Consider the following 22921-nt stretch of genomic DNA (forward strand, 5'->3'; position numbering starts at 1 on the left):
ATGAGCATCGAAGCCCTGCAAAATCGAGTTGTTGCCATCTTCGAGCGCGCAGGATTGAACAAGGTGCAGGCGGCGGCTTTGGCGCATGTCATCGTGGCCGGAGAACGCGATGCCTGCAAGTCGCACGGAATATACCGCATCGAGGGTGCGCTGCGCACGGTAAAGGCGGGCAAGGTGATGCCTGATGCCGCTCCCGTCGTTGCACCGGATGACGGCAGCGCCATCGTCAGGGTCGATGCGCGGGGCGGTTTCGCCAGCGCGGCGTTTGAACTGGGCGTACCCGCCCTGGCGGAACGCGCCAAGCGGCTTGGCATCGCCGCGATGGTCATCAACGATTGCTCGCACTTCTCGGCCCTGTGGCCCGAGGTCGAGGCGCTGACCGCGCACGGCCTAGCGGCATTGGTGATGTGTCCGAGCTATGCGACGGTTGCCCCATCCGGAGGCAGCAAGCCTCTGCTCGGCACCAATCCACTTGCCTTCGGCTGGCCTCGCAAAGACCAGCCGCCCTACGTGTTCGATTTTGCCACGTCGGTGGCGGCGCGCGGTGAGATCGAACTGCACCGGCGCGCCGGCAAGCAACTGCCGGAGGGTTGGGCGATCGACGCTGACGGCAATCCGACCACTGACCCGGCGGCCGCGCTTGAAGGCGCAATGATGCCTTTTGGCGGCCATAAGGGGTCCGCCATCGCCACCATGATAGAGCTGCTCGCCGGCATCATGATCGGCGATCTCACCAGTCCCGAGGTCTTAGACTACCTCGGCACGACGACCTTGGCGCCCTTCCATGGCGAACTGATCATTGCGATGTCACCCGAAGCCTTCGCCAAGGGCCGCCCCGGCGATCCGTTCGCGCGCGCCGAAGCGCTCTTCGAAACGATCGTCGGGCAAGGCGCGCGGCTTCCGTCGCAGCGCCGCTTCGCCGCGCGCATCAAATCGGAAGCCGAAGGGATCAACCTCACCGCAGCGGAGATCGCCCAACTGGATGGGCTGTTGGCTGGCGGACTGGCCGCCGTCAAATAAAGCACGTCGTTCGCAGTCGGTCATTTCTTCACCGCTACGATGAAAATCCGTGGGAACCGCAGCAGCACCCGCCCGTCCGACAGCTTCGGATAGGCCTTTTCCACCCGTTCCAGATAATCGGCGAGAAAAGCCTCGCGATGTCTCTCGCCGGCATGGGCGAGATAGGGCATCAGTCCGGTTCCCTTGACCCATTCGACGATCGCCCCCGCATCGGCCATCGGGTGATTGTAGATGGTGTGCCAGATATCCACGCGCGCCGCCTTGGCAATCAGCCTGGAATAATAGGTGGACGGCGGTGCCAGCGGCTGACGGCGCACGCTCTTCGCCTCGAAGGCGGCCTTCCAAGGGCCGGCATGGGCAGTCTCTTCCATCGCCAGATGCGAGGGTTCGCCGAGATTGTCGGGCATCTGCACGGCAAGAACGCCGCCTTCGGAAAGCCCGTCCATCAGCCGCTCGAAAATGTCGAGATGATCGGGCAGCCATTGGAAGACGGCATTGGCAAAGAGCAGATCGGCGGGCTCCGTCGGCTGCCAGCTGCCAAGATCCGCCTCGACGAAGGCTGTGCCCGGCAGCCGCTTGCGGGCCGCCTCCAGCATGTTGATGTCGCTGTCGAGGCCGGAGACGCCGGCAGCCCCATAACGCTCGATGATGAGCTCTGTCGAATTGCCCGGGCCGCAGCCGAGGTCGACAGCGCGGCGAAGGCTTTGCAGCGGTACCTGCGCCAGAAGATCGCGCGCCGGCCGCGTGCGCTCGTCCTCGAACTTCACATATTGGCTGGCGGACCATGCCATGGCGATACCTCCTGATGTCGGGCCACGTCTTGCCTGTGGCGGATGCGGATCGTTTCGATGTTGCGCCCGTAGAGCTCAGTCGCGAACTTCAGAGACAAGGATCTTGTCCACGCGCCTGCCATCGAGATCAATGACCTCGAAGCGCCATCCATCTCTCGTGAAGCTCTCCCCCAATTCCGGCAGATGTTTCAGCTCCTCCAACACCAGGCCAGCCACGGTCTGATATTCGAGATCGTCCTCGAGCTTGAGGTTCAGGAACTCGGCGAATTCGTCTATCGGCGCCCAGCCGGAGACGAGATAGGAACCATCGTCTCGACGCGCGATGGCCTGCTCATCGACCGGTCCCTCCTGCAGCGCGCCCATGATCGCTTCCAGAATGTCGCCTGACGAAACAATCCCTTCGAAATGGCCGTATTCGTCAAACACCAGCACCATATGAACAGGCGATTTCCTGATCGCCTCGATCACGCTGGTCGCGGTTGCAAGGTCTGATACGACCGGGACGTCCTGCGTCAGAGCCTTGATATCGGCGCTGCCGTGTTCCGATATCGAATCGTAAAAATCCTTGACCGGCAGGATGCCGATCACCTCATCCGAACTGCCTTTGCGGACCGGCAGTCGAGACCGCTTCGTCCGGTGCAACTGCGCCCGGATTTCATCGAGACTGTCGTCGATATCGATAATTTCGACGTCCCGCCGCGGCGTCATCAGCGCCCGGGCGGTGCGGTCCGCCAGCCGCATGACGCCTGATATCATTGCCGACTCTTCGCTTTCGATGACGCCCGCCGACTGCGCCTCGGCCAGAACGGTCTTGATCTCCTCGTCAGAGACGTTGTCGCCGGCTTTTCCTGTCTGGCCGAGCAGCTTGAGCATCAGATTTCCCGACGCGTTCAGAAGCCAGACGAGCGGCAGCGCAATTCGTGAAAGCAGCGCCATGGCGGGCGCGACCCTCGCCGCAACCGCTTCCGGTTCTCGCAATGCGATCTGCTTTGGCACAAGTTCGCCGACGATCAAGGAAAGATAGGTGATCGCCACGACGACGGAGCCGACGCCAATGGCGTCAGCGGCCGTCGATGACATTCCCTGCGCCTCCAGCCATGCCGTCAGGCGGCCGCCAAGCGTGGCCCCGGAAAAAGCGCCGGAGAGAACACCGACGAGCGTGATGCCGATCTGAACCGTGGAAAGAAAGCGACCGGGGTTTTCGGCAAGTTTGATGGCTTGAGCTGCACCTTTGCTCCCATTGTCGGAGAGGACCTTCAGGCGGGCCGTTCGAGAAGACACCACGGCGAGCTCAGACATGGCGAGCACACCATTCAGGATGGTGAGAAGCGCCACAATTCCAATTTCCAGAAACACAGGGACCCTATTCGTTGAGGTTTTGATGCCGCATAAGGCGAGGCGGCGGAGCTTTCGCAGAGACGCTATATATGCGCATCACCCATCGGCAAAGCTTTCTGTGAGCTCGGCTGGATGCGAGGTCAGGCAGACGTCGTCATACCGTCTACGACAGGCGCCGCCATCTTCTGCGGCGGCTTTCCGGTTTGAACGGGCGGAGCTTGTACTGGATGGGTCGCTATCAGGCATGGCGCAATTTTGGCGGTGAAACAGGTCCGGTGCAAGAGGCGCTGGGCGAATTCCTTATAGCGCCTTGATGTGACAGTTTCGAAAAACGGCGGCAAGCATGCCTTCCGGCGGAGAATTTCCGGGGGATTCGCATTCATGCGTGATGCCGAAGACGCAAGAACGTTCAGGCATCACGCTCGCAAAACGTCAGGCCGCCAGAATGGTGATCCCATAAGCATTGGCAGCGGCCGTCATCCGGGCGATGGTCTCAGGCGAGGGGGCTTTCAGCGGCTCGCTCGTGCCTTCCGTTTCGATGAACTCTGCCATCTCGCGATCGACGACGGCCGAAAAGACTGCCGGAACGGTCCCGCGGTTGGCATAGCCGTGCACCGTGAAAGGCGGGATCGTGACGATGTCGCCAGCACCGGCCTCGATCTCCTCGGGACCACTGTCGGTCAGCCGCCAGATCGTCAAACGGCCCTCGAGAATGCGGAAGACTTCCGGGCTTGCATGCGCGTGTTTCGGCGTCCGGCTGCCGGATGGCACGGTGACGTCGAAGATGTTGAACCAGGTTCCGCGGAGCCGAAGCCGCCGCTCGATCCGTTCGCCGAGCACGAAATATCGCTTCGTGTTTTCGGCAGGCATTTTCACAAACGAGTTGGACATCATGTCTCTTTCTTCTTCTTAACGAGGCTTTTCTTGTAGGCGCCTTCTTGCCGGCGCAGCCGTTAGACCTTTGCGCCGCCTTTGGCAACCGCCCCGTTGCCGGGGCAAGATCGCCGGATGGCTTCGGCACCGATAATGCCTGATGAAGCGTCGCGGCGGATATCGGTGCAGCGGGCCGCTTCCGCAAGGTCCCCGATCCAGGGCGGCCTGCGTGAAAATGACACGGGCCTGCCGCGTTCCGAGGACTCTCCACCTGTAATACCGCCGACACAGAAAGGGCCCATAGAATGCGGCGGCTGTTCTTGCCCGTTCTAGCCGTCCCTCCGCCACCCGAAAATTTGCCGGAACATCGTTTGGTGTGAAGTTTCGACAGAACCACCGTGGGTACGCCCGCTGCCTTCATGATGAAAATCGCCATCACAAAGTCCTGCGGGTCGGCCGGCGCTATTCCCTCAAGATCGTGTCTCATCAAACACGTCCATGTCCGCGCACCGTCTTGTCACCCGCTCGGACGAAGGTCCTGAATCCAGCGTGTCGATTTCAGCCGATCCTGTTCGATTAAGACGGAGCGCCGTGAGCCCGTCAAAGGAGAGACAAGTATGGCTGCCACTATGTATTCCGAGCAAGTCGAACTACAGTCGCCGCGCTTCAGTGCCGTGCGCACTTTGCAAGCCGTTTGGATGCTGCTGAAACATCAGCGAAGGTACCGCCGAAGCGTGAGCGAACTCTCGCGGTTTAACTCTCGCCTGCTCCGTGACATCGGCTTGGCGCCCCCAGAGTCTCCACTTGAAAGATCGGAGAATGACCTCTCCACCCAGATGATCAGAGTGCTGGAACCAGAAACCGTCCACGATGTCTGACAGCGAAGCGAACAAAAGGCACGATGAGGCACTGGTCTCGCAGAGCAGCAAGCCGCTCTCACCGGAAAGCGTAACTGGCAGCATTTTTTGCTCTTTCTCGATTCGCGGTATCCAAATGCGACTAGTATCGGCAGCACCATGGAGGAAACGGATGCGCTACCTTTGTCTCTTCTACATCGATCAAACACTTGCTGATGCCGCCAGCAAGGAGGAATGGGCCGAGATCGACCGGCAGTCCTTGGCTTCCAATGAAGAACTCCAACGATCAGGCCACTATCTCGCCTCCAATGCTCTTGCCGACCCAAAGACCGCAAAGACATTGCGCGTTCGGGCCGGCAAGGCAAGTTGGACCGACGGGCCCTTCGCAGAGACCAAGGAGCATCTGGGTGGCTTCCTGCTCATCGAAGCGAAGAACCTTGCCGAGGTAATGGCGATCGCGGTGCGGGACCCGCTCGCTCGGATGGGGGCGATCGAGGTGCGCGAGACCGCCGGCTTTTAGATTCGAGGTGTCCCGGCCAATTCCGGCGGCCATGCGACCGACGTTCTGATTAGGTCACAAGAGTCCTATTCGCTGGATTGTTCACGCTGTTGACGAGACACGCCCTGAAGAGCCGGGTGGAGATCACTGAGGTGGTCGAGAGCAACACGACGCCAGCGGAGGAAAACACTGCGGCTATACCTAGATGTCGAAATTTGTCGGCAAGACAATCATGTCCCGGATTGTAACGTTTCGCGGGCGGGTCAGCATGAAGATGATGGCATCGGAGACCTCTGAGGGCTCGATCAGACTCCCATTGGCTTTTGCCTTCTCAAGGTTTTCCGCGGGCCAATCGGCAAGCAGAGCGGAAACGACCGGGCCGGGCGAGACCTGGCTGACCCTGATCCCGTGGTTTTTCAACTGCCGGCGCATGATCTGGACGAAACTGGTAATCGCCCATTTGGAGCTGGAATAGACCGGCTCCCACTGGATCGGCGCATGGCCGGCTACGGAGCAAGTGACCAAAATGTCCCCGGTCCCGCGCTCGATCATATGCGGAGCGATATCGCGGACGTTCTTCATGACGGCGTTCACGTTCAGATTCAGCATCCGATCGATTGCCGCGGTATCGGTATCGATAAGATCCCCGCCGATGTAGGATCCTGCATTGCAGTGCATGATGTCGAGGTGATCGACCTTTGCCAGGATTTCCGGCACCATGGCCGCACAACTTGCGGCGTCCAGAAGATCGGTGACCTGCATGACTACAGCGTCGCCGAACTCGGCAGCGTAGGTTTCCAGCGCCTGTCTGTTGTAGTCGACCATCACGACCTTGGCGCCGGCATCGACCAGGGCACGGGTCGTCGCCAGGCCAATACCGGAAGCTGCGCCGGTTACCGCAGCGATCTTTCCTTCGAGTGATTTAGTCATCGTCTTGTCTCGCCTTTTGATTTTCAGACAGCAAGGAAGCCGCCATCGACTGGCAGGACTGCGCCACTGATCATGGCTGCGTCCTCTGAAATAAGCAGTGCGATCGAGCGCGCGACATCGTCGACCTCTGCAAAGCGCGCCATCGGGTGGCGAACAATCATCGGGTTACGTTTGGAAGGCTCGGACCACGCCTTGGCGGCAAGCTCCGTCATGGTAACCGTAGGCGCCACTGCATTGACCCGGATTCCATAGGCGCCGAGTTCCTTGGCCATCACACGTGTCGCGCCTTCCAGTCCCGCCTTCGAAGCGGCGTAAGCCACGTGATCCACGAAACCACGATGTCCGGCGATCGAGGTCACATTCACGATCGTACCGCCGCCGCCGTTTGAAATGCGAGCCCGCGCGAACTCCTGCGCACAAATCAGCGCGGCCCGCAGGTTGATGCCGAGGACCTGCTCATAGCCCTCCTCCGTCATATCGATGACGCTTTCAAGCACGTTGGTTCCCGCGCAATTGATCAGCGCGTCTGCCAATCCCGCCTTCTTCATGGCGGCGCGTGCTGCTGCATTGTCGGCGAGATCGACTGATATTACCGTCGCGCCGAACTTTACCGCAAGATCATCCAGATCGGCCTGCGTACGCGACAAGGCTACGATTCGAGCGCCACGGTGGGTGAGCAGTTCAACGCAGGCGCGACCGATACCCTTGCCAGCACCGGTTATGATGACCGTTTTTCCTGTAAAGTCCGACATGGTTGATCCTTCCGATGCCTGTTGCTCAGAACGGTAGTCTTTGCTCGGTTTGCCTGTCGAACACATGAGCCGCGGCAGGATCGACGTCGAGCCGTATCCTGTCGCCCGGCTTCAGCGCGTGGCGCTCGCGAAAGGCGCACAAGACCCGCTTGCCCGCCAATTGGACTGCCAGCAGAATTTCGGCCCCCGTGGGCTCGATCAACTCGACAGTTGCCGGTACGCCCGCATCGCCATTCGACAGTATCCACTGGTCTGGACGTACGCCGTATATAACCTCCTGGTCGTTACTCGCCCGCGTGCCTTGTGGAAGGGGAAGGGTCGACCCGTCAGCGAGCCGCGCTGAGTTCAAGGAGAGATCGATTGTGGCCGGCAGCATGTTCATCGCCGGCGATCCGATGAAGCCGGCGACGAAGATATTTGCCGGCCTGTCGTAAAGCTCTAGTGGCGCACCGATCTGTTCCACCTTGCCGTCGCGAAGCACGACAATGCGGTCCGCCATTGTCATGGCTTCAATCTGGTCATGCGTGACATACACGGAAGTCGCGCCGAGGCGCTGGTGAAGAGTTTTGATTTCCGAACGCATATCTACGCGCAACGCGGCGTCCAGGTTTGACAGCGGCTCGTCGAAAAAGAACGCCTTTGGGCGGCGAACCATCGCACGCCCCATGGCAACGCGCTGCCGCTGGCCTCCGGAAAGCGCCTTCGGATATCGGTCGAGATAGGGCGTAAGTCGCAACATCTCGGCAGCCTTGTCGACCTTGGTATTGCGATCCGCAAGATTCTCGCCGCGCAGTTTCAGTGCGAAGGCCATGTTTTCCCGAACGGTCATGTGCGGATAGAGCGCGTAGTTCTGGAACACCATCGCCACGTCACGGTCCTTGGCGGCGATGTTGTCGACGCGATGTCCGCCAAGCTTGATCGTGCCGCCGGTGATCTCCTCAAGGCCGGCAAGCGACCGCAGCAGCGTGGATTTGCCGCAACCGGAGGGACCGACCAGCACGACGAACTCACCGTCGGCTATGTCGAACGAGATGTTGCGCAGTGCGTGATAGGAGCCGTAATGCTTGTCGACCTGGTCGAGCTCGATCGTCGCCATGTGTCAATCCTTAGTCAGTTGTGGCGGCATGGCCGCCGATCATTCGGGACGGGTCCACGGGCAGCTTCACCACGAGGTGTGTCCTGCATCCGCCACTGAGATCCAACTTCCGCAGGTACATGCTACCTCCCAAGCTCGATCTGGATCTTCACGGAGGACGGCTTCGGTCGCACGGCGTAATCGAACGCCTCGACAGAATCCTCGAAAGCGTAGGTATCGGTGATCAGTGCGTCGACATTGATCTGGTTCGATCCCAACAGCGCGACGATGCGCGGGTAGACATGTGCGTAGCGGAACACGTGTTCGATGCGCAGCTCCTTGGTCTGGGCGATGACGACATCGAGCGGGACCGGCTTCAGGGGCATGCCGACAAGGACGATGGCGCCGCCGGGACAACCATGGTGCGCCGTGTCGGCGATCACGTCGGCCGCGCCGGAACATTCGAAGACGACATCGACGCCCCAGCCGTCGGTTTCGCGGGCTATGACACTCTTCAGGTCCTGCGAGCGTACGTTGACGGTCATGATGGCAGGGCCGAGCTTGCGCGCCACGGCAAGCTTTTCGTCGACAACATCGGTAACGATAACTCTGGCGCAACCAGCCGACAGCGCCGCGATCGCGGTCACCATGCCGATCGGCCCGGCGCCCGTGACCAGCGCGATCGCACCGGGCGTCAGCCTCGCTTTGGAAACTGCTTGAAAGCCTACAGCCAGCGGCTCGACCATAGCGCCAGCGGCGTACGAAACGTTGTCCGGAAGCTTAAAGGTGAAGGCCGCCGGGTGGACCACGCTCGGTCTCAGTACGCCATGCACCGGCGGCGTCGCCCAGAAGCGCACCGCGGGATCGAGATTGTAGAGACCCAGCCGCGACGCGCGACTTTGAGGGTCGGGAATGCCGGGCTCCATGCAAACACGGTCGCCCACTTTCAGGTTCTGCACCGCGCTGCCGACCTCTTCGATGATGCCGGCGGCTTCGTGGCCGAGGATCATTGGCTCGCGCACAACGAACGGGCCGATCGCGCCGTGGGTGTAATAGTGAACGTCCGATCCGCAGACGCCGACGGTCTTGATGGCGATGCGCACGTCGGTTGGACCGAGCGCCTCCTTCGGGTCCAGGTCGCGAATGCGCAGTTCGTCTTTGCGTTCGAGGACGAGTGATCTCATGTCTTCAGCCCTTTCGGATAATGAACACGGCGAGCGCCAGGCAGAGCACCGTCGCCACCCATAGGGGCAATACGCCCTCCAGGAAGCGCATCCAGAGAAGATGCACCAGGATTAGGATCACGACCGAGATGAAGCCCCTGTCGAAGCCGTTGGTTCGGATAGGCAGGAATCCGTCGCGTTGGGTTTTCTGGGGTTGAACGCCAGCCATCATCTCACCCTTTCAATGCGCCGAACGTGAGGCCGGTCACGATGTGCTTCTGGACGAAGCCGAGCACGATGAGGGCCGGGAGCGTGGTCAGGAACGCCATCGCTGCCATCTCGCCCCAGTTCGTTCCGGTCACCGAGACATATTCTGCAAGCGCTGTCGTCACGGTCCTGGCGTGAGCCGACGACGTTAGGGTCGCTGCGAATAGGTACTCGTTCCAGGCGAAAATCCAGGTCAGGATGAAGGTGACGGCCAACCCCGGCCGCGCCAGCGGCAGGATGACGTTGGACAGCACCTGGCCGGTTGTCGCACCATCGACCCGCGCCGCTTCGTCAAGCTCCAGCGGGATCCCGTCGAGCATGCCTTTCAAGAGCCAGACGGCGAAGGGCAGGTTGAAGACGCAATAGAGCAGGATTAGGCCAATCTTCGTGTCGAACAGCATGAAATCGCCGAACACGAACCACTTGGTAAACAGCAGGAAGAGCGGCAGCAGAAACACGGCTGGCGGCGCCATGCGGTTGGTGATCAGCCAGAAAAACACGTTGTCACCGCCGCCGATTTTATAACGCGACAGCCCGAACGCCGCGAGCAGGCCGAGCGCGCACACCAGCGCTGCGTTCGATGTCGCCACGATCAGCGAATTCCAGAGATACTGCAGGAAGGTCGAGCTGTTCAGCACCGCCAGGAAATTGTTCCAGTAAAGATCGTCGATGAGGAACGACTTCGAATAAAGCTTCACGCGGGGGCGCATGGAAACGACCAGCATCCACCAGACCGGAAGCAGTGTCAGAATGGTCAGACAGATCCAAAGGACGAGGGACGCTATACCGGAACGTCTCATTGTGCGCCTCCCTTGCGGCCGGTCATGGCAACGAACAGCAGCCAGCTCAGAACGATCGTGACGTATAGCGTCAGCAGCGACATGGCCGCACCGTAGCCGTAATCGGTCTTCGGAAAGACGTTGATCCAGATATGAAGGCCGATGAACCGGGTCGCCTCAGCCGGGCCACCCTTGGTCAGCATCCAGATTTCGTCGACCGAGCGCAATGCGTCCATCAGCCGGATGAAGACGGTTGTCAGCAGCACCGGCTTCAACATCGGAACGATCACGTACCAGAAAATCTGCAGCTTGTTGCCGCCGTCGATCTGCGCCTGTTCGAGCGGTTCTTTCGGCAAGGCGGTCAGTCCCGCCATGAGCGACAGCGTAACGAACGGCGTCCAATGCCACAGGTCCATGATGATCGCCGTGACGAAGGCGTGATAGGCATTGGTCGAGATGTTGTAGTCGATGCCGAACCACAGTTTCAGGTAATAGGGCACGATGCCGAAGCCGGGAACGCAAAGCAGCCGCCAGGTAGCGCCGACTGCAATGGGCGCGACAACGATCGGCAGTGTGTGGATCGTGCGAAAGAACTGCCGGCCCCACAGGCGGTCCGCCATCAGCGCGCGGGCCAGGACGTAGCCTAACAACAGTTCGCTCACAACGACGAAGAATGCGAAGACCAGCGTGCGCGCAAGCGAGTTCAGGAATGTCGTGTCAAAAACGAGGCTGCGATAGTTCTGAAGGCCGGCCCAGCGCAGGGTTGGGTCGACTGCGTTGGTGTTCCAGTCGAAGAAGCCGACATAGAGAATGTAGATAAAGGGGACGAACCCGACGACGAACAGGATTAGCGTGGCTGGTGTTAGAAACAGCCATCCGATGTTGGATTGTCTCATCCTGCGCTCCGTCAGATCGTCCTTGAACTAATTCGCCTGACTACCAGCGTCGCGGGCAGGCCCGAAAACCGCAGTCAGGAAAGGGGCGGCCACCTTGCTGAAGGCGGCCGCCAACCGCTTGGGAGGTGCGGTCTTTTACTTGCGGTAGCCGAGCTTCACGAGTTCAGCTTCGGCTGCGGTGGCGGCTTGGTCCAACGCATCGTCCGGCTTGATCTCACCGACGATCGCTTTGTAGATGAACGGCGCGACTACCTGCAGAACTTGCGCGTGGAACGGGAACGGCGGCGCTCCGGCGAACAGCTTTCCATCCTCACGCATCAGCGTGTAGTAGCCGTTCATCTTCTTGTCCTGATCGACGATCTTGGGATCGTCGTAGGTCGAGTTCATGACGATGCGGGAGCCGGCCAGCGCCCAGTCGGTCTGCACTGAAGCCTGACCGATATACTGCAGGAATAGCAGCGACGCGTCCTTGTTCTTGGACGAATGGGGGATGCCGAACGCGCCACCATCGTAATAGCCGATATATCCCTTGCCTGATTCGGCTGCCTCCATGACACCCGCCTCGACCGGAGGCAATGCCACTCCCACCTTCCCGACGACGGTCGACTTGCTTTCGTCGGTAGCGATCCAGGCAGCGTTTTCACCGTAGACGAGACCTTGGGCTGCGCGGCCGGCGGCAAATGTCCCGGCAACCTCGTCCCAAGTGGACGACGTCGATTCCGGCGGCGCGTATTTCAGCAGGCCGATCCAGTAGTTGAGCGCCTTTTTCGCGGCGGCGGAGTTCATCTGGCCGCCATTCGCTTCGGTGGCCGCGAAGGTCGTGCCATCGATGCCCCAGTTGTACACGCCAAAGGTCGGCGCGACCGACTCGAAGAATTCGTAGAAGGCGGCGGGGTGGCTCGACGAGGCCTGTACGGTGGTTCCCCAGAGCTCCTTGTCTGCGCCGTATTCGGTGAAGAACTTGGCGATCTGGGTATACTCTTCATGCGTCGTCGCGGGCTTCAGATCCGCACCGGTGGAATCCTTGTAGGCTTTCTGGATCGCCGGATCATCGAAAAGATCCTTGCGGTAGAGATAAGGCTTGATGAATGCTTCCATGGGAACACCCATGACATTGCCCGACTTCGGATCCTTGAAATAGTTCAGGAAAGTGGTGAAATTCTCCGGCTTGAAGTCCGGCGAAGCGATCTTCGCATTATCGGCGAGCGACTTGGTGATATCGACCAGGAAGTTCCGGGCCAGATACGTATATACGATGTCCTGCTCGATATAGACGAAGTCATAGATGCCGGTATTGGCCTCCATGTCCTTGATCGCCTTGTCGTACATCTGGTCCCAGGATGTCGCCTCGAATTCGACCTTGATGCCGGTCTCTTCGGTGAACTTCGGACCGAGCACCTGCTCGACATATTTCGATGCTGGGGTCGATTCCGAGATGCCCCGGATGGTTGCGCCCTGATAGGGCTGGGCGGCAGTCTTCCACCAGGAATCCTGAGCAAGAGCGGTCGAGCTCCAAAGGCCAAGCGAAATGAAGCCGACGCCCACGGCTTTGACGAAACTGTTCATTGTTCTCCTCCATTTGGATCGCAAAGTCGGTCCGGTCGTGCGTCTAAACTCTCCTCCAAGACGCCCAACGGACCACAATAGTTGTAGAAAGAACGGGTAGACACAAGCGCGGCCGTTGCGCAATACTGATACTCTCATGCGCGAAATACCGAATTTATTCATGCTTTCTTGTGTGCATTGCACAATCTAATATTGATTGTCGGCGTATGGGACATGCTGGGAGGCACGGGAGGATGTGCGCAATGTCAGTTATTTCGCCGACGGTCGCGAGATTTGAATATGTCTTGACCGGCGCGGACGAGTCGTTCCTCTGGCGCCGCGACGACTATCCGTGGGAACGCAACGTCTGGAATTTCCACCCGGAGGTGGAAATCCACTATATTCCCAACGCCAGCGGCGTCCTACTTGCAGGCGATCATGTCGGCGCGTTCACCCCGGGCCATATTTCCGTCATCGGAAGTAACCTGCCGCACGACTGGGTGACGCCGCTCGGGCCGGATGAGCGCATTCCAGGACGTGACATCGTCATCCAGTTTCTGCCGGCCAAGCTGGAGCAGGCTTCGGCCTTCCTGCCGGAACTGGCGGGGCTGCGTGACTTTTTCGCCCGCGCAAAGCGGGGGCTCTCCTTCAGGGGCCGAGCGCGGGAACAGGCTGAGGCGCTGATACTCGACATGGAGTTCCAGTCCGGTTCATTGCGGCTTTCGACCTTCCTGTCATTGCTCTCGCTGCTGCGGGACACCGACGAGTTCGATACACTGTCTTCGGAGGCTTACGTGCCGGACCTGAGCTATGGTTCGCTCGAAGCCCTGCAACAGGTCTTCGCATATCTGTTCGCCAACCTGTCGGAGGATATCCGGTTGCCTGATATGGCTCGCATGGTCGGCATGAGCGACAGCGCCTTCTCGCGATTCTTCAAAAAAAACAGCGGCCACAGCTTCACCGACCACGTCAACAAGCTTCGTATCTGGAAGGCGGGCCAGCTATTGACCGATACCTCTATGCCGATAACGGACATCTGCTTCGAGGTGGGCTATCGCAATCTGTCAAATTTCAACCGGGTGTTTCTCCGCCACCACAACCTAACACCGTCAAAATACCGGAAACTGTCCACCAACCGCAGAACCGTTCCGTTACCTCAGGCAGTGACAGATCATATGCCTATGCAGTGAACCGAGCGATTGGTCGATGAGACCAGCGATGCCGGCATGTCGATGGCGACAGGTGCCACCCGGCACTCCGGGTGACAGATCGTCCGGCCGACGTTGGGTGACGGCCGCGGTCCGGTCGATGTCGTCAAGACCTGATGAACGAGAGCAGGTCGGGGTTGAGGACATCTGCATGTGTGGTCAGCATGCCATGGGGGTAGCCCGGATAGGTCTTCAGCGACCCGTTTTTGAGCAGGTCGACCGCACGCGGCACGGAACTTGTAAAGGGGACGACTTGATCGGCCTCACCATGCATCACCAGCACTGGCACGGTGATCTTCTTGAGGTCTTCGGTATAATCTTCCAGCCAAGAGTCGACGGTCGCGTAGTGAGCCAGGGCACCACCGGCCATGCCCTGGCGCCACCAGTTCGCAATGATCGCCTCCGAAGGCTCGGCCCCGTCGAGATTGTAGCCGTAGAACGGGTTTTCAGGGACGAACCGGAAGAACTGCGACCGGTTGCCCAGCACGCCCGCGCGGATCGCTTCGAACCACTCCGACGGCTGACCGGATGGGTTGTCCTCGCTCCGGTACATGTTCGGGGTCAGGGAAGCGACCAGTACTGCCTTCGCGACGCGCTCTGGGTGGCGGGCGACATAGCGAGCCACCTCACCGCCACCTGTGGAGTGGCCGATGTGAATCGCGTCCCGCAGGTTGAGGTGCTCGGTCAGGGCCGCGAGGTCGGCAACCCAGTGGTCCATGTCGTTGCCGGTGCCGGGCTGCTCGGACCGGCCGTGGCCGCGCCGATCGTGGGCGATTACCCGGTAGCCGTGGTGAAGGAAGAAGGTCATCTGGGCGTCCCAGTCGTCCGCCGACAGCGGCCAGCCGTGGCTGAAAACGATCGGCTGGCCTGAGCCCCAGTCCTTGTAGAAGATGTTTACGCCATCCGTGGTTGTAATTGTAGGCATCGCGTCGCTCCATCTGCGTGGTTAAACATTAATTTGAAGATAATAATCAATCAATTAGAGCCATTCATCGACGAGCTACTGCAATAGGCTCTTTCGACATTTAGCGTTTCCTCTCCGATTGGACAGAGTTGGTTGAGAAGTACTTCGGTGAGGCGGGTTCGATTATATCCATAAATTGCGACGATAGTTAAATTCCCCTTTTATCAAAGACAAATACCTTCTACGTTCGAGCTATGCCTTAAAGGTATAGCGAGGGCCCAATGGAACTCAGGCATTTGCGCTATTTTGTTGCTGTTGCGGAGGAGGGAAGCTTGCTGACCGCAGCAGAGCGGCGGCTTCACACTTCCCAGCCCTCACTCAGCAGGCAAATTCGCGATCTGGAAACGGAAGTCGGTGTAAAATTGTTGGAACGGCAGTCGCGCGGCGTGACGCTCACCGCCGCCGGCAAAGTTTTTCTCGATCACGCGCGGCTGGCGTTATTGCAAGTCGAGGCGGCTGCGGAAGGGGCCCGGCGGGCAGAACGGCCGGAAAAGCAGTCGTTCATTATCGGTTTTCTCGCAGGGCAAGAGGTCGTGTGGCTACCCCATGCATTGCGCATAATTCGTGAGGAAGCGCCGGAGGTTGAAATCATATTGTCCAGTCAGTCTTCCCCGGACCTTGCTCTGGCACTGATGCGAGGCAAGCTGGACGTCGCTTTCCTTCGCCCCGAGACGCAGAGTGTTGGTGTGTCCTTCAAGTTTTTAGCAAAGGAGCCATTGATCGCCGTGCTGCCGGCGGACCATCGCTTGACGTCGCGCAAAAAGATCCGGCCGCAGGACCTTGCCCGCGAAACTTACGTCAGTTCCGCTAGAATTTCTCCCGTATTGCAATCCGTGATCCAAGATTACGCGTCGAACGTTGGGATCACACTCAAGGCAGAGTACGAAGGCGAAGGCCTACCATCAGCAATGTCGCTCGTCGTGTCTACAGGTGGAATAACGCTTATTCCGCTTTATGCGCAAAATATGCTGACGCCAAATGTCGTTGCTAGAGCACTTGAGGGTGTGCCTCCGACAATTGATCTCGCCTTAGGATACAACGATTCAAATTCCTCGCCTTTGCTCCGCCGATTTTTGTCTCGTTCTGATGAACTAGTCGCCAACGTCCAAAATCAGAGCATCATCCGCTATGCTGAGGTTCCATAGCAGAGATCAAGCTCATCCGATTTCTGCTTGTTGGGGTGCTTCCGAATTTTGTTCCGCATTCTCGACTTTCCGGTCAAAGAGCGGCCCCAAAGGAGTCATTGGTCGTTCCGGGAAAGTTATCGCTTCCTCTCGTGTTCGTCCCAGCCGGGAGGGGGAAACGCTCCCTATGAAAACCGCGTAATCACGCTGATCCCTGTCGCCTCAGCCTTGTCGAGAGCCATCAGCGCCGGCACGGCCTCCTCGAGGCTGACGCGGCGTCCGATCAGTTTCTGCGGGGCAATCTTGCCGGCCGAAAGCATGGCCAGCATCGCGTCATAGCGCCAGGCCTGCATGCCGTGGCTGCCGTAGATTTCCAGTTCGTGGCCAATCACCTGCGCCATCGGAATCTGCGGGGTGGCGTATTCGCCGAGCATCAGCCCCACCTGCACATGCCGGCCGCGCCGGCGCAGATTCTTGATCGAATTGAAGCAGGTGGCGGGGTGGCCGAGCGCGTCGATCGAGACATGCGCGCCGCCCTTGGTGATCTCGCGCACCGCTTCGGCTACGTCGGTGACTTCAGACGCATTGACCGTCGCCACCGCCCCGCATTCGCGCGCGAAGGCGAGTTTCTCTTCCGATATGTCGATGCCGATCGCATTGGCGCCGAGTGCGGTGGCGATCATGATCGCCGACAGGCCGACGCCGCCGCAGCCATGCACGGCGATCCATTCGCCGGGCCCGGTGCGCGCCTGGTCGGCGACGGCGCGGAACGAGGTGGCGAAGCGGCAGCCGAGGCTTGCTGCCGTCGCGTCCTCGATCGAATCGGGCAGGTGCACCAGATTGGTGTCGGCATAATCGATCGCCACATATTCGGCGAAGGAGCCCCAATGGGTGAAGCCCGGCTGAAACTGGTTCGGGCAGACCTGCTGGTTGCCGGAATGGCACTCGGCGCAATGGCCGCAGCCGGAAACGAAGGGCACGGTCACCCGGTCGCCGACCTTGAAGCGCATGACGCCGCGGCCGGTGGCGACGACCCGCCCGGCAAGCTCGTGTCCCGGCACATGCGGCAGGCGGATATCGGGATCGTGGCCCATCCAGCCGTGCCAGTCGCTGCGGCAGAGACCGCTTGCGCCGACCGCGATGACGACGCCGTCTTCGGAAGGCGTGGGATCGGGCAGGGTGCGGATTTCGGGCGCCTGTTCGAAGGCTTCGTAGAACATGGCTTTCATCGGCGTCTTCCTTGCAGCTATCCGCGGTTCATCATCATCGCATGCGGCAGCTGGCCGATCCAACATTCATTCCATCATTTTTGCTGATGCACCCATCGCCGAAGCTCGCGTCGCCGCGCACGAATATTGCGGCCCGGCGGTGTGGTCCGGCATTTTCTTGCTTCCGCATTTCCCACCTGGATTTGTCCTTGACCGGGCTTGCCGCTGCGGCTTTTGCTTTCCCGATTTGATAGGGAGGGCAGCATGGCCGTCGATACATCACCGCGTTCAACCACCTGGACTCATGTCGACGGGGAGTGGCTCCCCGGTAATCCGCCGCTGATCGGGCCGACCTCGCACGCCATGTGGCTCGGCTCCTCGGTCTTCGACGGCGCCCGCTGGTTCGACGGCATCGCGCCGGATCTCGACCTGCATTGCCAGCGTGTCAACCGTTCCGCCCTCGCCATGGGCCTGAAGCCGGTGAAATCGGCCGAGGAAATCGCCGCACTCGCCTGGGAGGGTATTGCCAAATTCGATGGCGCCACGGCGATCTACATCAAGCCGATGTATTGGGGTGAACATGGTTCGCCCGGCAGCGTCGTCTCCGTCGATGCCGAATCGACCCGCTTCGCGCTCTGCCTGTTCGAGGCGCCGATGGGCGGCCATGGCGGCACCAGCCTCACCGTTTCGCCCTATCGCCGTCCCTCGCCGGAAACGGCGATGACCGAGGCGAAGACCGGTTCGCTCTATCCGAACAGCGGCCGCATGATCGCCGAGGCCCGCAGCCGCGGCTTCGACAATGCGCTGGTGCGCGACCTCAACGGCAACGTCGTCGAAACCGCCTCCTCCAACGTCTTCCTGGTGCGCGACGGCGTGGTAATGACGCCGGCCGCCAACCGCACCTTCCTCGCCGGCATCACCCGCGCCCGCGTCATCGGCCTCTTGCGCAAGGCCGGATTCGACGTTGTGGAAGCCACGCTCTCGGTGGAGGATTTCATGCAGGCCGACGAGATCTTCACCACCGGAAACTATTCCAAGGTCGTCGGCGTCACTCGCCTCGACGACCGCAATTTCCAGGAAGGTCCCGTCACCCGCAAGGCGCTGGAACTCTACATGGACTGGGCCCATGGAAGGAGTGAGAGCGAGGAGTGAGCAGTGGTTCGGCGCAGCCGAAGCAATCGATCCGGTGAATCGATTGCAACTGCGAACGCCCGGAGCGCAAGCGCAGGGCCGGAGAGGTCCGGCGAAGCGGGAGCAATCGATCCAGTGAATTGATTGCAGCCGCGAACGTCCCAAGCGCAAGCGTAGGGCATGGGAGGTCCGAGCTGGTAAGTTTCAAGTCTGCGCCTCATCCGCCTGCCAATACCTTGGCGTGGGTCGAGCCACGGGTCTCAACCCGTTGGACCGCGTTTCGCAGGTCGCGACCGTCGATCCTTTGAAAATAGTATCTCAGGCGAGATCGTCGGCAGCAATGTGCTGGACTTCGATAATACGCTGCAAAGGAATTTGCGCGATCTGGTTTGCTTCCTCGACATGCTCGGCAGAAGGCGCATCGAATAGGCAGAAAGATTTCTCTTCCGATGGCACGAAGGTCGAGCGCAGATACCTGACCGGCTTGCCTTGTGCGGTCATTTCAGCAGTGACGACCTTTGCGCGTGCCGCGGCGGCTGAAAGCTGCTGCGGAGTGATGCCGGGCAAGTGTCTTTCGACCATATACTGTGGCATGATGGGTTTCCTTCTGTGTACTGGATGAAGTTCAACCTCGATGCGCTCACTTTGTAAGATGATAGCGCCGATCGGCGGTAAACGAAATGAGTATCTACTTCGCCGTTATCTTCACCGATCTCGTCCGCCACTCCGCGGTCTGGAACAATGTCTCACGGGATGCGGCAGCGGAAATCGTCACGGAATATCGCTACCTGTCGCAGTCCCTGGCCAGCCAGTACGGCAGGCGGCATGAAAACTTCACGGGGGATGGTCACCTTTTTCTTTTCGAATCCGCGGACGTCGCGGTTCACTTCTCGCTGAAGCTTATCGCGTATTGGAAGCAACGCCGCCGTTCTCTGGCCGCATCTCAGTACGGGCATGATCTTCCCATCCGCGTGGGCTGCCACTTCGGCGAATGCTACCGGATTTCAGACGACGACGCGTGGATCGGCCGGGCTATCAATATCGCGAAGCGTGTGGAAGCGAGCGCCGACCCGGACTCGTTGTTTATCTCACAGACTATTCTCGAGCTTATCGACCTTCCCGTTTATAATTTCCAGGATGCTGGAAGTTTCGAGCTCAAAGGCGACTTTCTGGCCTGTCGCCAGCTCTACAGGATGGTGTCCGTCGACCAGGCCGCACTTGCCGCAAGGCCCGAGGACAAAATGACCGCGGAGGACTGGTTCCTGAGAGGGGTCGGGTTCGGATCGCGAAGTGCTGGTGCGGTGGAGGACGAACTGCTTTGCTATCGCAGGGCACTGGAACTCCGCGCCACATACCCGGAGGCTCACAACAATCTCGGAATTCTTCTGAAAAGGCTGGGTGACGCCGTCGAAGCCGCCGAGCATTACCAGGAGGCGCTCCGCCTTTGGCCGAATTATCCCGAAGGCCATTATAATTATGCGATCCTGCTGCAGGAAATGGGAGATATCGGCTGCGCGGAAATGCATTATCGTGACGCCATTCGCCTTCGTCCCGACTTTGTGGATGCTCGTCTGCGATATGCGGGCCTTCTCGAGGCGAATGACGATCCGGTTCAGACCGACTGCCAATACCGGGAAGTCCTTCGTCTCCGACCCGCCTTCGCCGAGGCCAATAACAACTACGGCGTCTTCTTGGAGCGGATGGGAGATACGGCAGGTGCAGAAGCCCATTATGTGAGAGCGTTGGAGCATCAGCCCGATTACGCAGAGGCGCATTACAATTATGCCATGCTGCTCGAACCGGGTGATCAGCGTAGGGCGGAGGAAGAGTACCGCGCCGCCATTCGTGCGAGGCCGAACTATGTGGAGGCCCATAATAATCTCGCCGTCCTGCTTCACGAGATCGGGGACTTGCCCGCGGCAGAGCGCCACTACCTCGCCGCTCTCCAGTTGAAACCAGACGACCCGGGAACGAACTACAATCTGGCTCTGCTCGCTCAGGCAAAAGGCGACGCGGAAGCGGCCAATCGTCATTTCCGCCTTGCGGAAGCGTTGCGGGCCGGTGAATGCAGATCGCCCGCAAATGTGCAGCTCCCGCAATCGAACCATTCGCCGAGATGATAGGGGATATTCCGCGACCGTTCCGTTCCCCGCCCGCCTCTCGCTTGGCACATCCGCTCTCCCGCGAGCGGGGAGACGGTTAGGGTGAGGGGCAATTTTCTTGCTGTGAGGGCAGCCATAGCCCCGATGACTGCCCCTCAGGTCATCTACTTCCGATTCTCCGCAAATCTCTCCGCCAGCAGATCGATGAACAGTCGTACTTTCGTCGCCAGATGGCTGCGGTTGGGATAGACGGCGTTGATGCTGAATTCGACCGGCCGGTAGTCGTCCTGCGGCGCCGCTCTCGCCTCGGCCAGCGCCATTCTCGATGAGATCGACCGTTCCAATATGAAGGCATCGGCGTGGAGGCCGGCATCGCCTTGCAATACGGCGAGGTCAGCTACGGCAATATCGGCTCCGGCAACCGTCTCGACTTCACCCTGATCAGCGCGACGTCAATCTGCTCAGCCGCATCCAGACCGGCTGCAGTGAGTTGGGAGAGGCCATGCTGATGTCGGCGCCGTTCCGCACAGAGGCGGGGGCAGTGGACGCCGTCTCCGTCGGAGCCCATCGGCTGAAGGGATTTGTTGAGCCGGTGGAGCTGTTTACGATCGCAAGGTTGGCGCGTCCGCCCGTCATCCGCCTGCCGGCACCTTCTGCAAGCGGGGCGAAGGGGACCATGCCGCAATCTCGCCATCCCCACCAACCTCTCGCAGGGCACGTCCCTTCTCCCCATTTACGGGGAAAGGGTTAGAGGGGCAGTCGGCAGCTGCGAAGGAGGCCTCTTACTTACCCTTCCCACATCTTTCCGCCATAGTGCCCGCGAACTCCATAACACCGAGGAAACGACCCATGACCGTGCTGTCCGACGAACAAGGCGAGATCATCCGCGAGCTCGGCGTTGCCGCCGAGATCGATCCCGAGCACGAGATCGAGCGGCGAACCGAATTTCTCAAGGATTATCTCGTCGCTTCCGGCATGCGCGGCTATGTGCTCGGCATCAGCGGCGGCGTCGATTCGCTGACGGCGGCGCTCATCGCTCAGAAGGCCGTGCGGGAGCTGCGCGACAGCGGCCACTCTGCAGAATTCATTGCCGTGCGCCTTCCCTATGGCGTCCAGGTGGACGAGGCCGATGCGGAGCGGGCGCTTGCCACGATCGGCGCCGACCGATCAATGGTGGTCAACATCAAGGCGGCGGCGGATGCGATGCTGGCCGCCGCTCAAAACGGCGGCCTCGCTTTCGCCGATGCCGGCCGGCAGGATTTTATCCTCGGCAACATCAAGGCCCGTCAGCGGATGATCGCCCAGTTCGCGCTGGCCGGCGCGCTCGGTGCGCTGGTGATCGGTACCGATCATGCCGCCGAGGCTGTCATGGGCTTCTTCACGAAGTTCGGCGACGGTGCGGCCGATATCCTGCCGCTTGCCGGGCTCAACAAACGCCGCGTCCGACTGCTGGCAAAGCGGCTCGGCGCGCCGGACGATCTGGTGTTCAAGGTGCCCACAGCCGATCTCGAGGATCAGCGGCCGCTGCGTCCCGACGAGGAGGCCTATGGCGTCACCTATGATGAGATCGACGATTTTCTTGAAGGCAAGCCGGTCGGCGAGATTGCTCGCCGCCGGATCCTTGCCGCCTATCGGGCGACGGCGCATAAGCGCGCCCTGCCGGTCGCCGTCAACGCACTCTGATAGCGGCCGGCGCTACGGCCGTACCGGCTCGCCCACCCGTCCGGCCGAGGCAAGATAGGCTTGCGGGGCGAAGTAGACGCCGTCGGCATCGAAGGCCTGAAGGTCTTCCGCCTGCAGCGCCTCGCGCACCTTGGGACGCGCCGCGACACGAGCCATGAAGCCGTGCAGATCAGGCCATTGTTTCAGATCGATGTCGATCCAGGGCGACCAGTTGAGGCAGACGAAGAGATAGGCGTCGGCCACGGTGAAGGCATCGCCGGTAAGGTAGGGTGCACTGAAACGATCGTTCAGCCAGGCAAGCCGTTTCGAGATCAGCGCGCGGATCTCCTCATGCACGCTGGCATAAATCGGATTGAACAGCAGCACCATCGGCTTGTGCAGTTCGGCCGTGATGAAATTGAGATAGGATTGAACCTCGTTGCGCCTGATGTCGCCGACTTCCGGCAGCAGGGCCGAGCCTTCCGCCAGAAACTGCACGATCGCCGGTCCCTCGGTCAGCACCTTGCCGTCGTCGAGCATCAGCGCCGGCACATAGCCATTGCCATTGATGACCAGGTAGTCTTCGCCTTTGCTTGTCCTGTGGGTTTTCCGGTCGACCTGGACGAGCTCGATGTCGAGTCCCAGCTCCCGGCAGATGATGTGCGGCGAAAGCGAGCAGGCCGCGGCGTGCATATAGAGTTTCATCGTCGGTTCCCTTTCTCCGAAGGTGGCGAAAT

At 60.2% G+C, this 22921-nt stretch carries 23 protein-coding genes and 2 pseudogenes; 9 read left to right on the forward strand and 16 right to left on the reverse strand.

From position 1 onward, the window contains the following. Nucleotides 1–1020, forward strand: coding sequence for an Ldh family oxidoreductase (locus tag ACQ7C1_RS14400; RefSeq protein ID WP_430958814.1), 1020 nt, complete (start codon nucleotides 1–3; stop codon nucleotides 1018–1020). Nucleotides 1021–1040: 20 nt separating this feature from the next. Here the strand turns inward: ACQ7C1_RS14400 and tam are convergent, their stop codons facing one another. The 3 genes from tam to ACQ7C1_RS14415 form a co-directional block, all read right to left on the reverse strand. Beyond that, nucleotides 1041–1811: a trans-aconitate 2-methyltransferase gene (gene tam, locus ACQ7C1_RS14405; RefSeq protein WP_430958744.1), complete on the reverse strand. Its 771-nt coding sequence runs from the start codon at nucleotides 1809–1811 to the stop codon at nucleotides 1041–1043. A gap of 75 nt (nucleotides 1812–1886) precedes the next feature. Then, on the reverse strand, nucleotides 1887–3167 hold the full coding sequence (locus tag ACQ7C1_RS14410; protein WP_430958745.1) for a hemolysin family protein: 1281 nt from the start codon (nucleotides 3165–3167) through the stop codon (nucleotides 1887–1889). A 414-nt stretch (nucleotides 3168–3581) separates the two neighbouring features. Then, complete coding sequence (locus ACQ7C1_RS14415; RefSeq protein ID WP_097599889.1) at nucleotides 3582–4043, reverse strand: cupin domain-containing protein; 462 nt, start codon at nucleotides 4041–4043, stop codon at nucleotides 3582–3584. A 677-nt stretch (nucleotides 4044–4720) separates the two neighbouring features. Here ACQ7C1_RS14415 and ACQ7C1_RS14420 point away from each other — a divergent pair. Together ACQ7C1_RS14420 and ACQ7C1_RS14425 are read left to right on the forward strand one after the other, a co-directional pair. After that, nucleotides 4721–4900: a DUF1127 domain-containing protein gene (locus ACQ7C1_RS14420; RefSeq protein WP_183706352.1), complete on the forward strand. Its 180-nt coding sequence runs from the start codon at nucleotides 4721–4723 to the stop codon at nucleotides 4898–4900. Between the two features lie 151 nt (nucleotides 4901–5051). Continuing rightward, nucleotides 5052–5399 carry a YciI family protein gene (locus ACQ7C1_RS14425; protein WP_183706317.1) on the forward strand — a complete coding sequence of 116 codons (348 nt, stop codon included), beginning with the start codon at nucleotides 5052–5054 and terminating at the stop codon, nucleotides 5397–5399. A gap of 180 nt (nucleotides 5400–5579) precedes the next feature. On the opposite strand, the gene ACQ7C1_RS14430 is transcribed toward ACQ7C1_RS14425, so the two are convergent. From ACQ7C1_RS14430 to ACQ7C1_RS14465, 8 genes are all read right to left on the reverse strand, one after another. Beyond that, nucleotides 5580–6308 (reverse strand): SDR family oxidoreductase, encoded by a 729-nt coding sequence (locus ACQ7C1_RS14430; protein WP_097599886.1) that lies wholly within the window; start codon nucleotides 6306–6308, stop codon nucleotides 5580–5582. 23 nt (nucleotides 6309–6331) lie between these two features. After that, complete coding sequence (locus tag ACQ7C1_RS14435) at nucleotides 6332–7060, reverse strand: SDR family oxidoreductase (RefSeq protein WP_183706354.1); 729 nt, start codon at nucleotides 7058–7060, stop codon at nucleotides 6332–6334. Between the two features lie 25 nt (nucleotides 7061–7085). After that, a complete protein-coding gene (locus ACQ7C1_RS14440; RefSeq protein WP_430958746.1) occupies nucleotides 7086–8156 on the reverse strand; it encodes an ABC transporter ATP-binding protein in 1071 nt (356 codons plus the stop codon). Nucleotides 8157–8278: 122 nt separating this feature from the next. Next, a complete protein-coding gene (locus ACQ7C1_RS14445; RefSeq protein ID WP_097599883.1) occupies nucleotides 8279–9319 on the reverse strand; it encodes an NAD(P)-dependent alcohol dehydrogenase in 1041 nt (346 codons plus the stop codon). A 4-nt stretch (nucleotides 9320–9323) separates the two neighbouring features. Beyond that, a complete protein-coding gene (locus ACQ7C1_RS14450; RefSeq protein ID WP_207241065.1) occupies nucleotides 9324–9527 on the reverse strand; it encodes a DUF2160 family membrane protein in 204 nt (67 codons plus the stop codon). 4 nt (nucleotides 9528–9531) lie between these two features. Beyond that, nucleotides 9532–10365, reverse strand: a complete 834-nt coding sequence (locus ACQ7C1_RS14455) for a carbohydrate ABC transporter permease (RefSeq protein WP_430958747.1) — start codon at nucleotides 10363–10365, stop codon at nucleotides 9532–9534. Then, nucleotides 10362–11240 (reverse strand): carbohydrate ABC transporter permease, encoded by an 879-nt coding sequence (locus tag ACQ7C1_RS14460; RefSeq protein WP_085777432.1) that lies wholly within the window; start codon nucleotides 11238–11240, stop codon nucleotides 10362–10364. Before ACQ7C1_RS14460 ends, ACQ7C1_RS14455 begins: the two co-directional genes overlap by 4 nt. Nucleotides 11241–11375: 135 nt before the next feature. Next, the gene (locus ACQ7C1_RS14465; RefSeq protein ID WP_097599882.1) at nucleotides 11376–12806 is read right to left on the reverse strand and encodes an extracellular solute-binding protein; all 1431 of its coding nucleotides are present in this window, start codon (nucleotides 12804–12806) and stop codon (nucleotides 11376–11378) included. Between the two features lie 242 nt (nucleotides 12807–13048). On the opposite strand from ACQ7C1_RS14465, the gene ACQ7C1_RS14470 reads away from it, so the two are divergent. Beyond that, complete coding sequence (locus ACQ7C1_RS14470) at nucleotides 13049–13975, forward strand: AraC family transcriptional regulator (protein ID WP_430958748.1); 927 nt, start codon at nucleotides 13049–13051, stop codon at nucleotides 13973–13975. A 124-nt stretch (nucleotides 13976–14099) separates the two neighbouring features. Here the strand turns inward: ACQ7C1_RS14470 and ACQ7C1_RS14475 are convergent, their stop codons facing one another. After that, a complete protein-coding gene (locus ACQ7C1_RS14475) occupies nucleotides 14100–14918 on the reverse strand; it encodes an alpha/beta fold hydrolase (RefSeq protein WP_430958749.1) in 819 nt (272 codons plus the stop codon). Nucleotides 14919–15178: 260 nt separating this feature from the next. Here ACQ7C1_RS14475 and ACQ7C1_RS14480 point away from each other — a divergent pair, with 260 nt between their 5' ends. Beyond that, nucleotides 15179–16102, forward strand: a complete 924-nt coding sequence (locus tag ACQ7C1_RS14480) for a LysR family transcriptional regulator (RefSeq protein ID WP_430958750.1) — start codon at nucleotides 15179–15181, stop codon at nucleotides 16100–16102. A gap of 164 nt (nucleotides 16103–16266) precedes the next feature. On the opposite strand, the gene ACQ7C1_RS14485 is transcribed toward ACQ7C1_RS14480, so the two are convergent. Beyond that, nucleotides 16267–17310, reverse strand: coding sequence for a zinc-dependent alcohol dehydrogenase family protein (locus tag ACQ7C1_RS14485; protein ID WP_430958751.1), 1044 nt, complete (start codon nucleotides 17308–17310; stop codon nucleotides 16267–16269). A gap of 243 nt (nucleotides 17311–17553) precedes the next feature. On the opposite strand from ACQ7C1_RS14485, the gene ACQ7C1_RS14490 reads away from it, so the two are divergent. Next, the gene (locus tag ACQ7C1_RS14490) at nucleotides 17554–18441 is read left to right on the forward strand and encodes a branched-chain amino acid aminotransferase (protein WP_430958752.1); all 888 of its coding nucleotides are present in this window, start codon (nucleotides 17554–17556) and stop codon (nucleotides 18439–18441) included. Between the two features lie 297 nt (nucleotides 18442–18738). Here ACQ7C1_RS14490 and ACQ7C1_RS14495 read toward each other — a convergent pair whose 3' ends face one another. Further along, complete coding sequence (locus tag ACQ7C1_RS14495) at nucleotides 18739–19014, reverse strand: DUF4242 domain-containing protein (RefSeq protein WP_183706334.1); 276 nt, start codon at nucleotides 19012–19014, stop codon at nucleotides 18739–18741. An 86-nt stretch (nucleotides 19015–19100) separates the two neighbouring features. Here ACQ7C1_RS14495 and ACQ7C1_RS14500 point away from each other — a divergent pair, with 86 nt between their 5' ends. Beyond that, nucleotides 19101–20540, forward strand: a complete 1440-nt coding sequence (locus ACQ7C1_RS14500) for a tetratricopeptide repeat protein (RefSeq protein WP_430958753.1) — start codon at nucleotides 19101–19103, stop codon at nucleotides 20538–20540. A 146-nt stretch (nucleotides 20541–20686) separates the two neighbouring features. Here ACQ7C1_RS14500 and ACQ7C1_RS14505 read toward each other — a convergent pair. Continuing rightward, nucleotides 20687–20809: pseudogene (locus ACQ7C1_RS14505) on the reverse strand (LysR family transcriptional regulator); the annotation flags it as partial. On the opposite strand from ACQ7C1_RS14505, the pseudogene ACQ7C1_RS14510 reads away from it, so the two are divergent. Both ACQ7C1_RS14510 and nadE read left to right on the forward strand, forming a co-directional pair. After that, nucleotides 20808–21138, forward strand: a pseudogene (locus ACQ7C1_RS14510) (adenylate/guanylate cyclase domain-containing protein); the annotation flags it as partial. The pseudogenes ACQ7C1_RS14505 and ACQ7C1_RS14510 sit on opposite strands and share 2 nt — an antisense overlap. Nucleotides 21139–21371: 233 nt before the next feature. Next, nucleotides 21372–22205, forward strand: coding sequence for an ammonia-dependent NAD(+) synthetase (gene nadE / locus ACQ7C1_RS14515; protein WP_430958754.1), 834 nt, complete (start codon nucleotides 21372–21374; stop codon nucleotides 22203–22205). Nucleotides 22206–22217: 12 nt separating this feature from the next. Here the strand turns inward: nadE and ACQ7C1_RS14520 are convergent, their stop codons facing one another. Beyond that, entirely contained in the window at nucleotides 22218–22889 is a 672-nt protein-coding gene (locus ACQ7C1_RS14520; protein ID WP_430958755.1) for a glutathione S-transferase N-terminal domain-containing protein, read from the reverse strand. Nucleotides 22890–22921 lie beyond the last annotated feature (32 nt).

The organism is Rhizobium sp. Nf11,1 (assembly GCF_050587665.1).
In the GTDB taxonomy this organism is placed as follows: Bacteria; Pseudomonadota; Alphaproteobacteria; order Rhizobiales; family Rhizobiaceae; genus Rhizobium.

What these genes read in the sequence shown, in the direction of transcription:
- ACQ7C1_RS14400 (WP_430958814.1), top strand. Translation starts at nt 1, where the DNA reads ATGAGCATCGAAGCCCTGCAAAATCGAGTTGTTGCCATCTTCGAGCGC.
- tam (WP_430958744.1), bottom strand. Translation starts at nt 1,811, where the DNA reads ATGGCATGGTCCGCCAGCCAATATGTGAAGTTCGAGGACGAGCGCACG.
- ACQ7C1_RS14415 (WP_097599889.1), bottom strand. Translation starts at nt 4,043, where the DNA reads ATGATGTCCAACTCGTTTGTGAAAATGCCTGCCGAAAACACGAAGCGA.
- ACQ7C1_RS14420 (WP_183706352.1), top strand. Translation starts at nt 4,721, where the DNA reads ATGCTGCTGAAACATCAGCGAAGGTACCGCCGAAGCGTGAGCGAACTC.
- ACQ7C1_RS14425 (WP_183706317.1), top strand. Translation starts at nt 5,052, where the DNA reads ATGCGCTACCTTTGTCTCTTCTACATCGATCAAACACTTGCTGATGCC.
- ACQ7C1_RS14430 (WP_097599886.1), bottom strand. Translation starts at nt 6,308, where the DNA reads ATGACTAAATCACTCGAAGGAAAGATCGCTGCGGTAACCGGCGCAGCT.
- ACQ7C1_RS14435 (WP_183706354.1), bottom strand. Translation starts at nt 7,060, where the DNA reads ATGTCGGACTTTACAGGAAAAACGGTCATCATAACCGGTGCTGGCAAG.
- ACQ7C1_RS14440 (WP_430958746.1), bottom strand. Translation starts at nt 8,156, where the DNA reads ATGGCGACGATCGAGCTCGACCAGGTCGACAAGCATTACGGCTCCTAT.
- ACQ7C1_RS14445 (WP_097599883.1), bottom strand. Translation starts at nt 9,319, where the DNA reads ATGAGATCACTCGTCCTCGAACGCAAAGACGAACTGCGCATTCGCGAC.
- ACQ7C1_RS14450 (WP_207241065.1), bottom strand. Translation starts at nt 9,527, where the DNA reads ATGGCTGGCGTTCAACCCCAGAAAACCCAACGCGACGGATTCCTGCCT.
- ACQ7C1_RS14455 (WP_430958747.1), bottom strand. Translation starts at nt 10,365, where the DNA reads ATGAGACGTTCCGGTATAGCGTCCCTCGTCCTTTGGATCTGTCTGACC.
- ACQ7C1_RS14460 (WP_085777432.1), bottom strand. Translation starts at nt 11,240, where the DNA reads ATGAGACAATCCAACATCGGATGGCTGTTTCTAACACCAGCCACGCTA.
- ACQ7C1_RS14465 (WP_097599882.1), bottom strand. Translation starts at nt 12,806, where the DNA reads ATGAACAGTTTCGTCAAAGCCGTGGGCGTCGGCTTCATTTCGCTTGGC.
- ACQ7C1_RS14470 (WP_430958748.1), top strand. Translation starts at nt 13,049, where the DNA reads ATGTCAGTTATTTCGCCGACGGTCGCGAGATTTGAATATGTCTTGACC.
- ACQ7C1_RS14475 (WP_430958749.1), bottom strand. Translation starts at nt 14,918, where the DNA reads ATGCCTACAATTACAACCACGGATGGCGTAAACATCTTCTACAAGGAC.
- ACQ7C1_RS14480 (WP_430958750.1), top strand. Translation starts at nt 15,179, where the DNA reads ATGGAACTCAGGCATTTGCGCTATTTTGTTGCTGTTGCGGAGGAGGGA.
- ACQ7C1_RS14485 (WP_430958751.1), bottom strand. Translation starts at nt 17,310, where the DNA reads ATGAAAGCCATGTTCTACGAAGCCTTCGAACAGGCGCCCGAAATCCGC.
- ACQ7C1_RS14490 (WP_430958752.1), top strand. Translation starts at nt 17,554, where the DNA reads ATGGCCGTCGATACATCACCGCGTTCAACCACCTGGACTCATGTCGAC.
- ACQ7C1_RS14495 (WP_183706334.1), bottom strand. Translation starts at nt 19,014, where the DNA reads ATGCCACAGTATATGGTCGAAAGACACTTGCCCGGCATCACTCCGCAG.
- ACQ7C1_RS14500 (WP_430958753.1), top strand. Translation starts at nt 19,101, where the DNA reads ATGAGTATCTACTTCGCCGTTATCTTCACCGATCTCGTCCGCCACTCC.
- nadE (WP_430958754.1), top strand. Translation starts at nt 21,372, where the DNA reads ATGACCGTGCTGTCCGACGAACAAGGCGAGATCATCCGCGAGCTCGGC.
- ACQ7C1_RS14520 (WP_430958755.1), bottom strand. Translation starts at nt 22,889, where the DNA reads ATGAAACTCTATATGCACGCCGCGGCCTGCTCGCTTTCGCCGCACATC.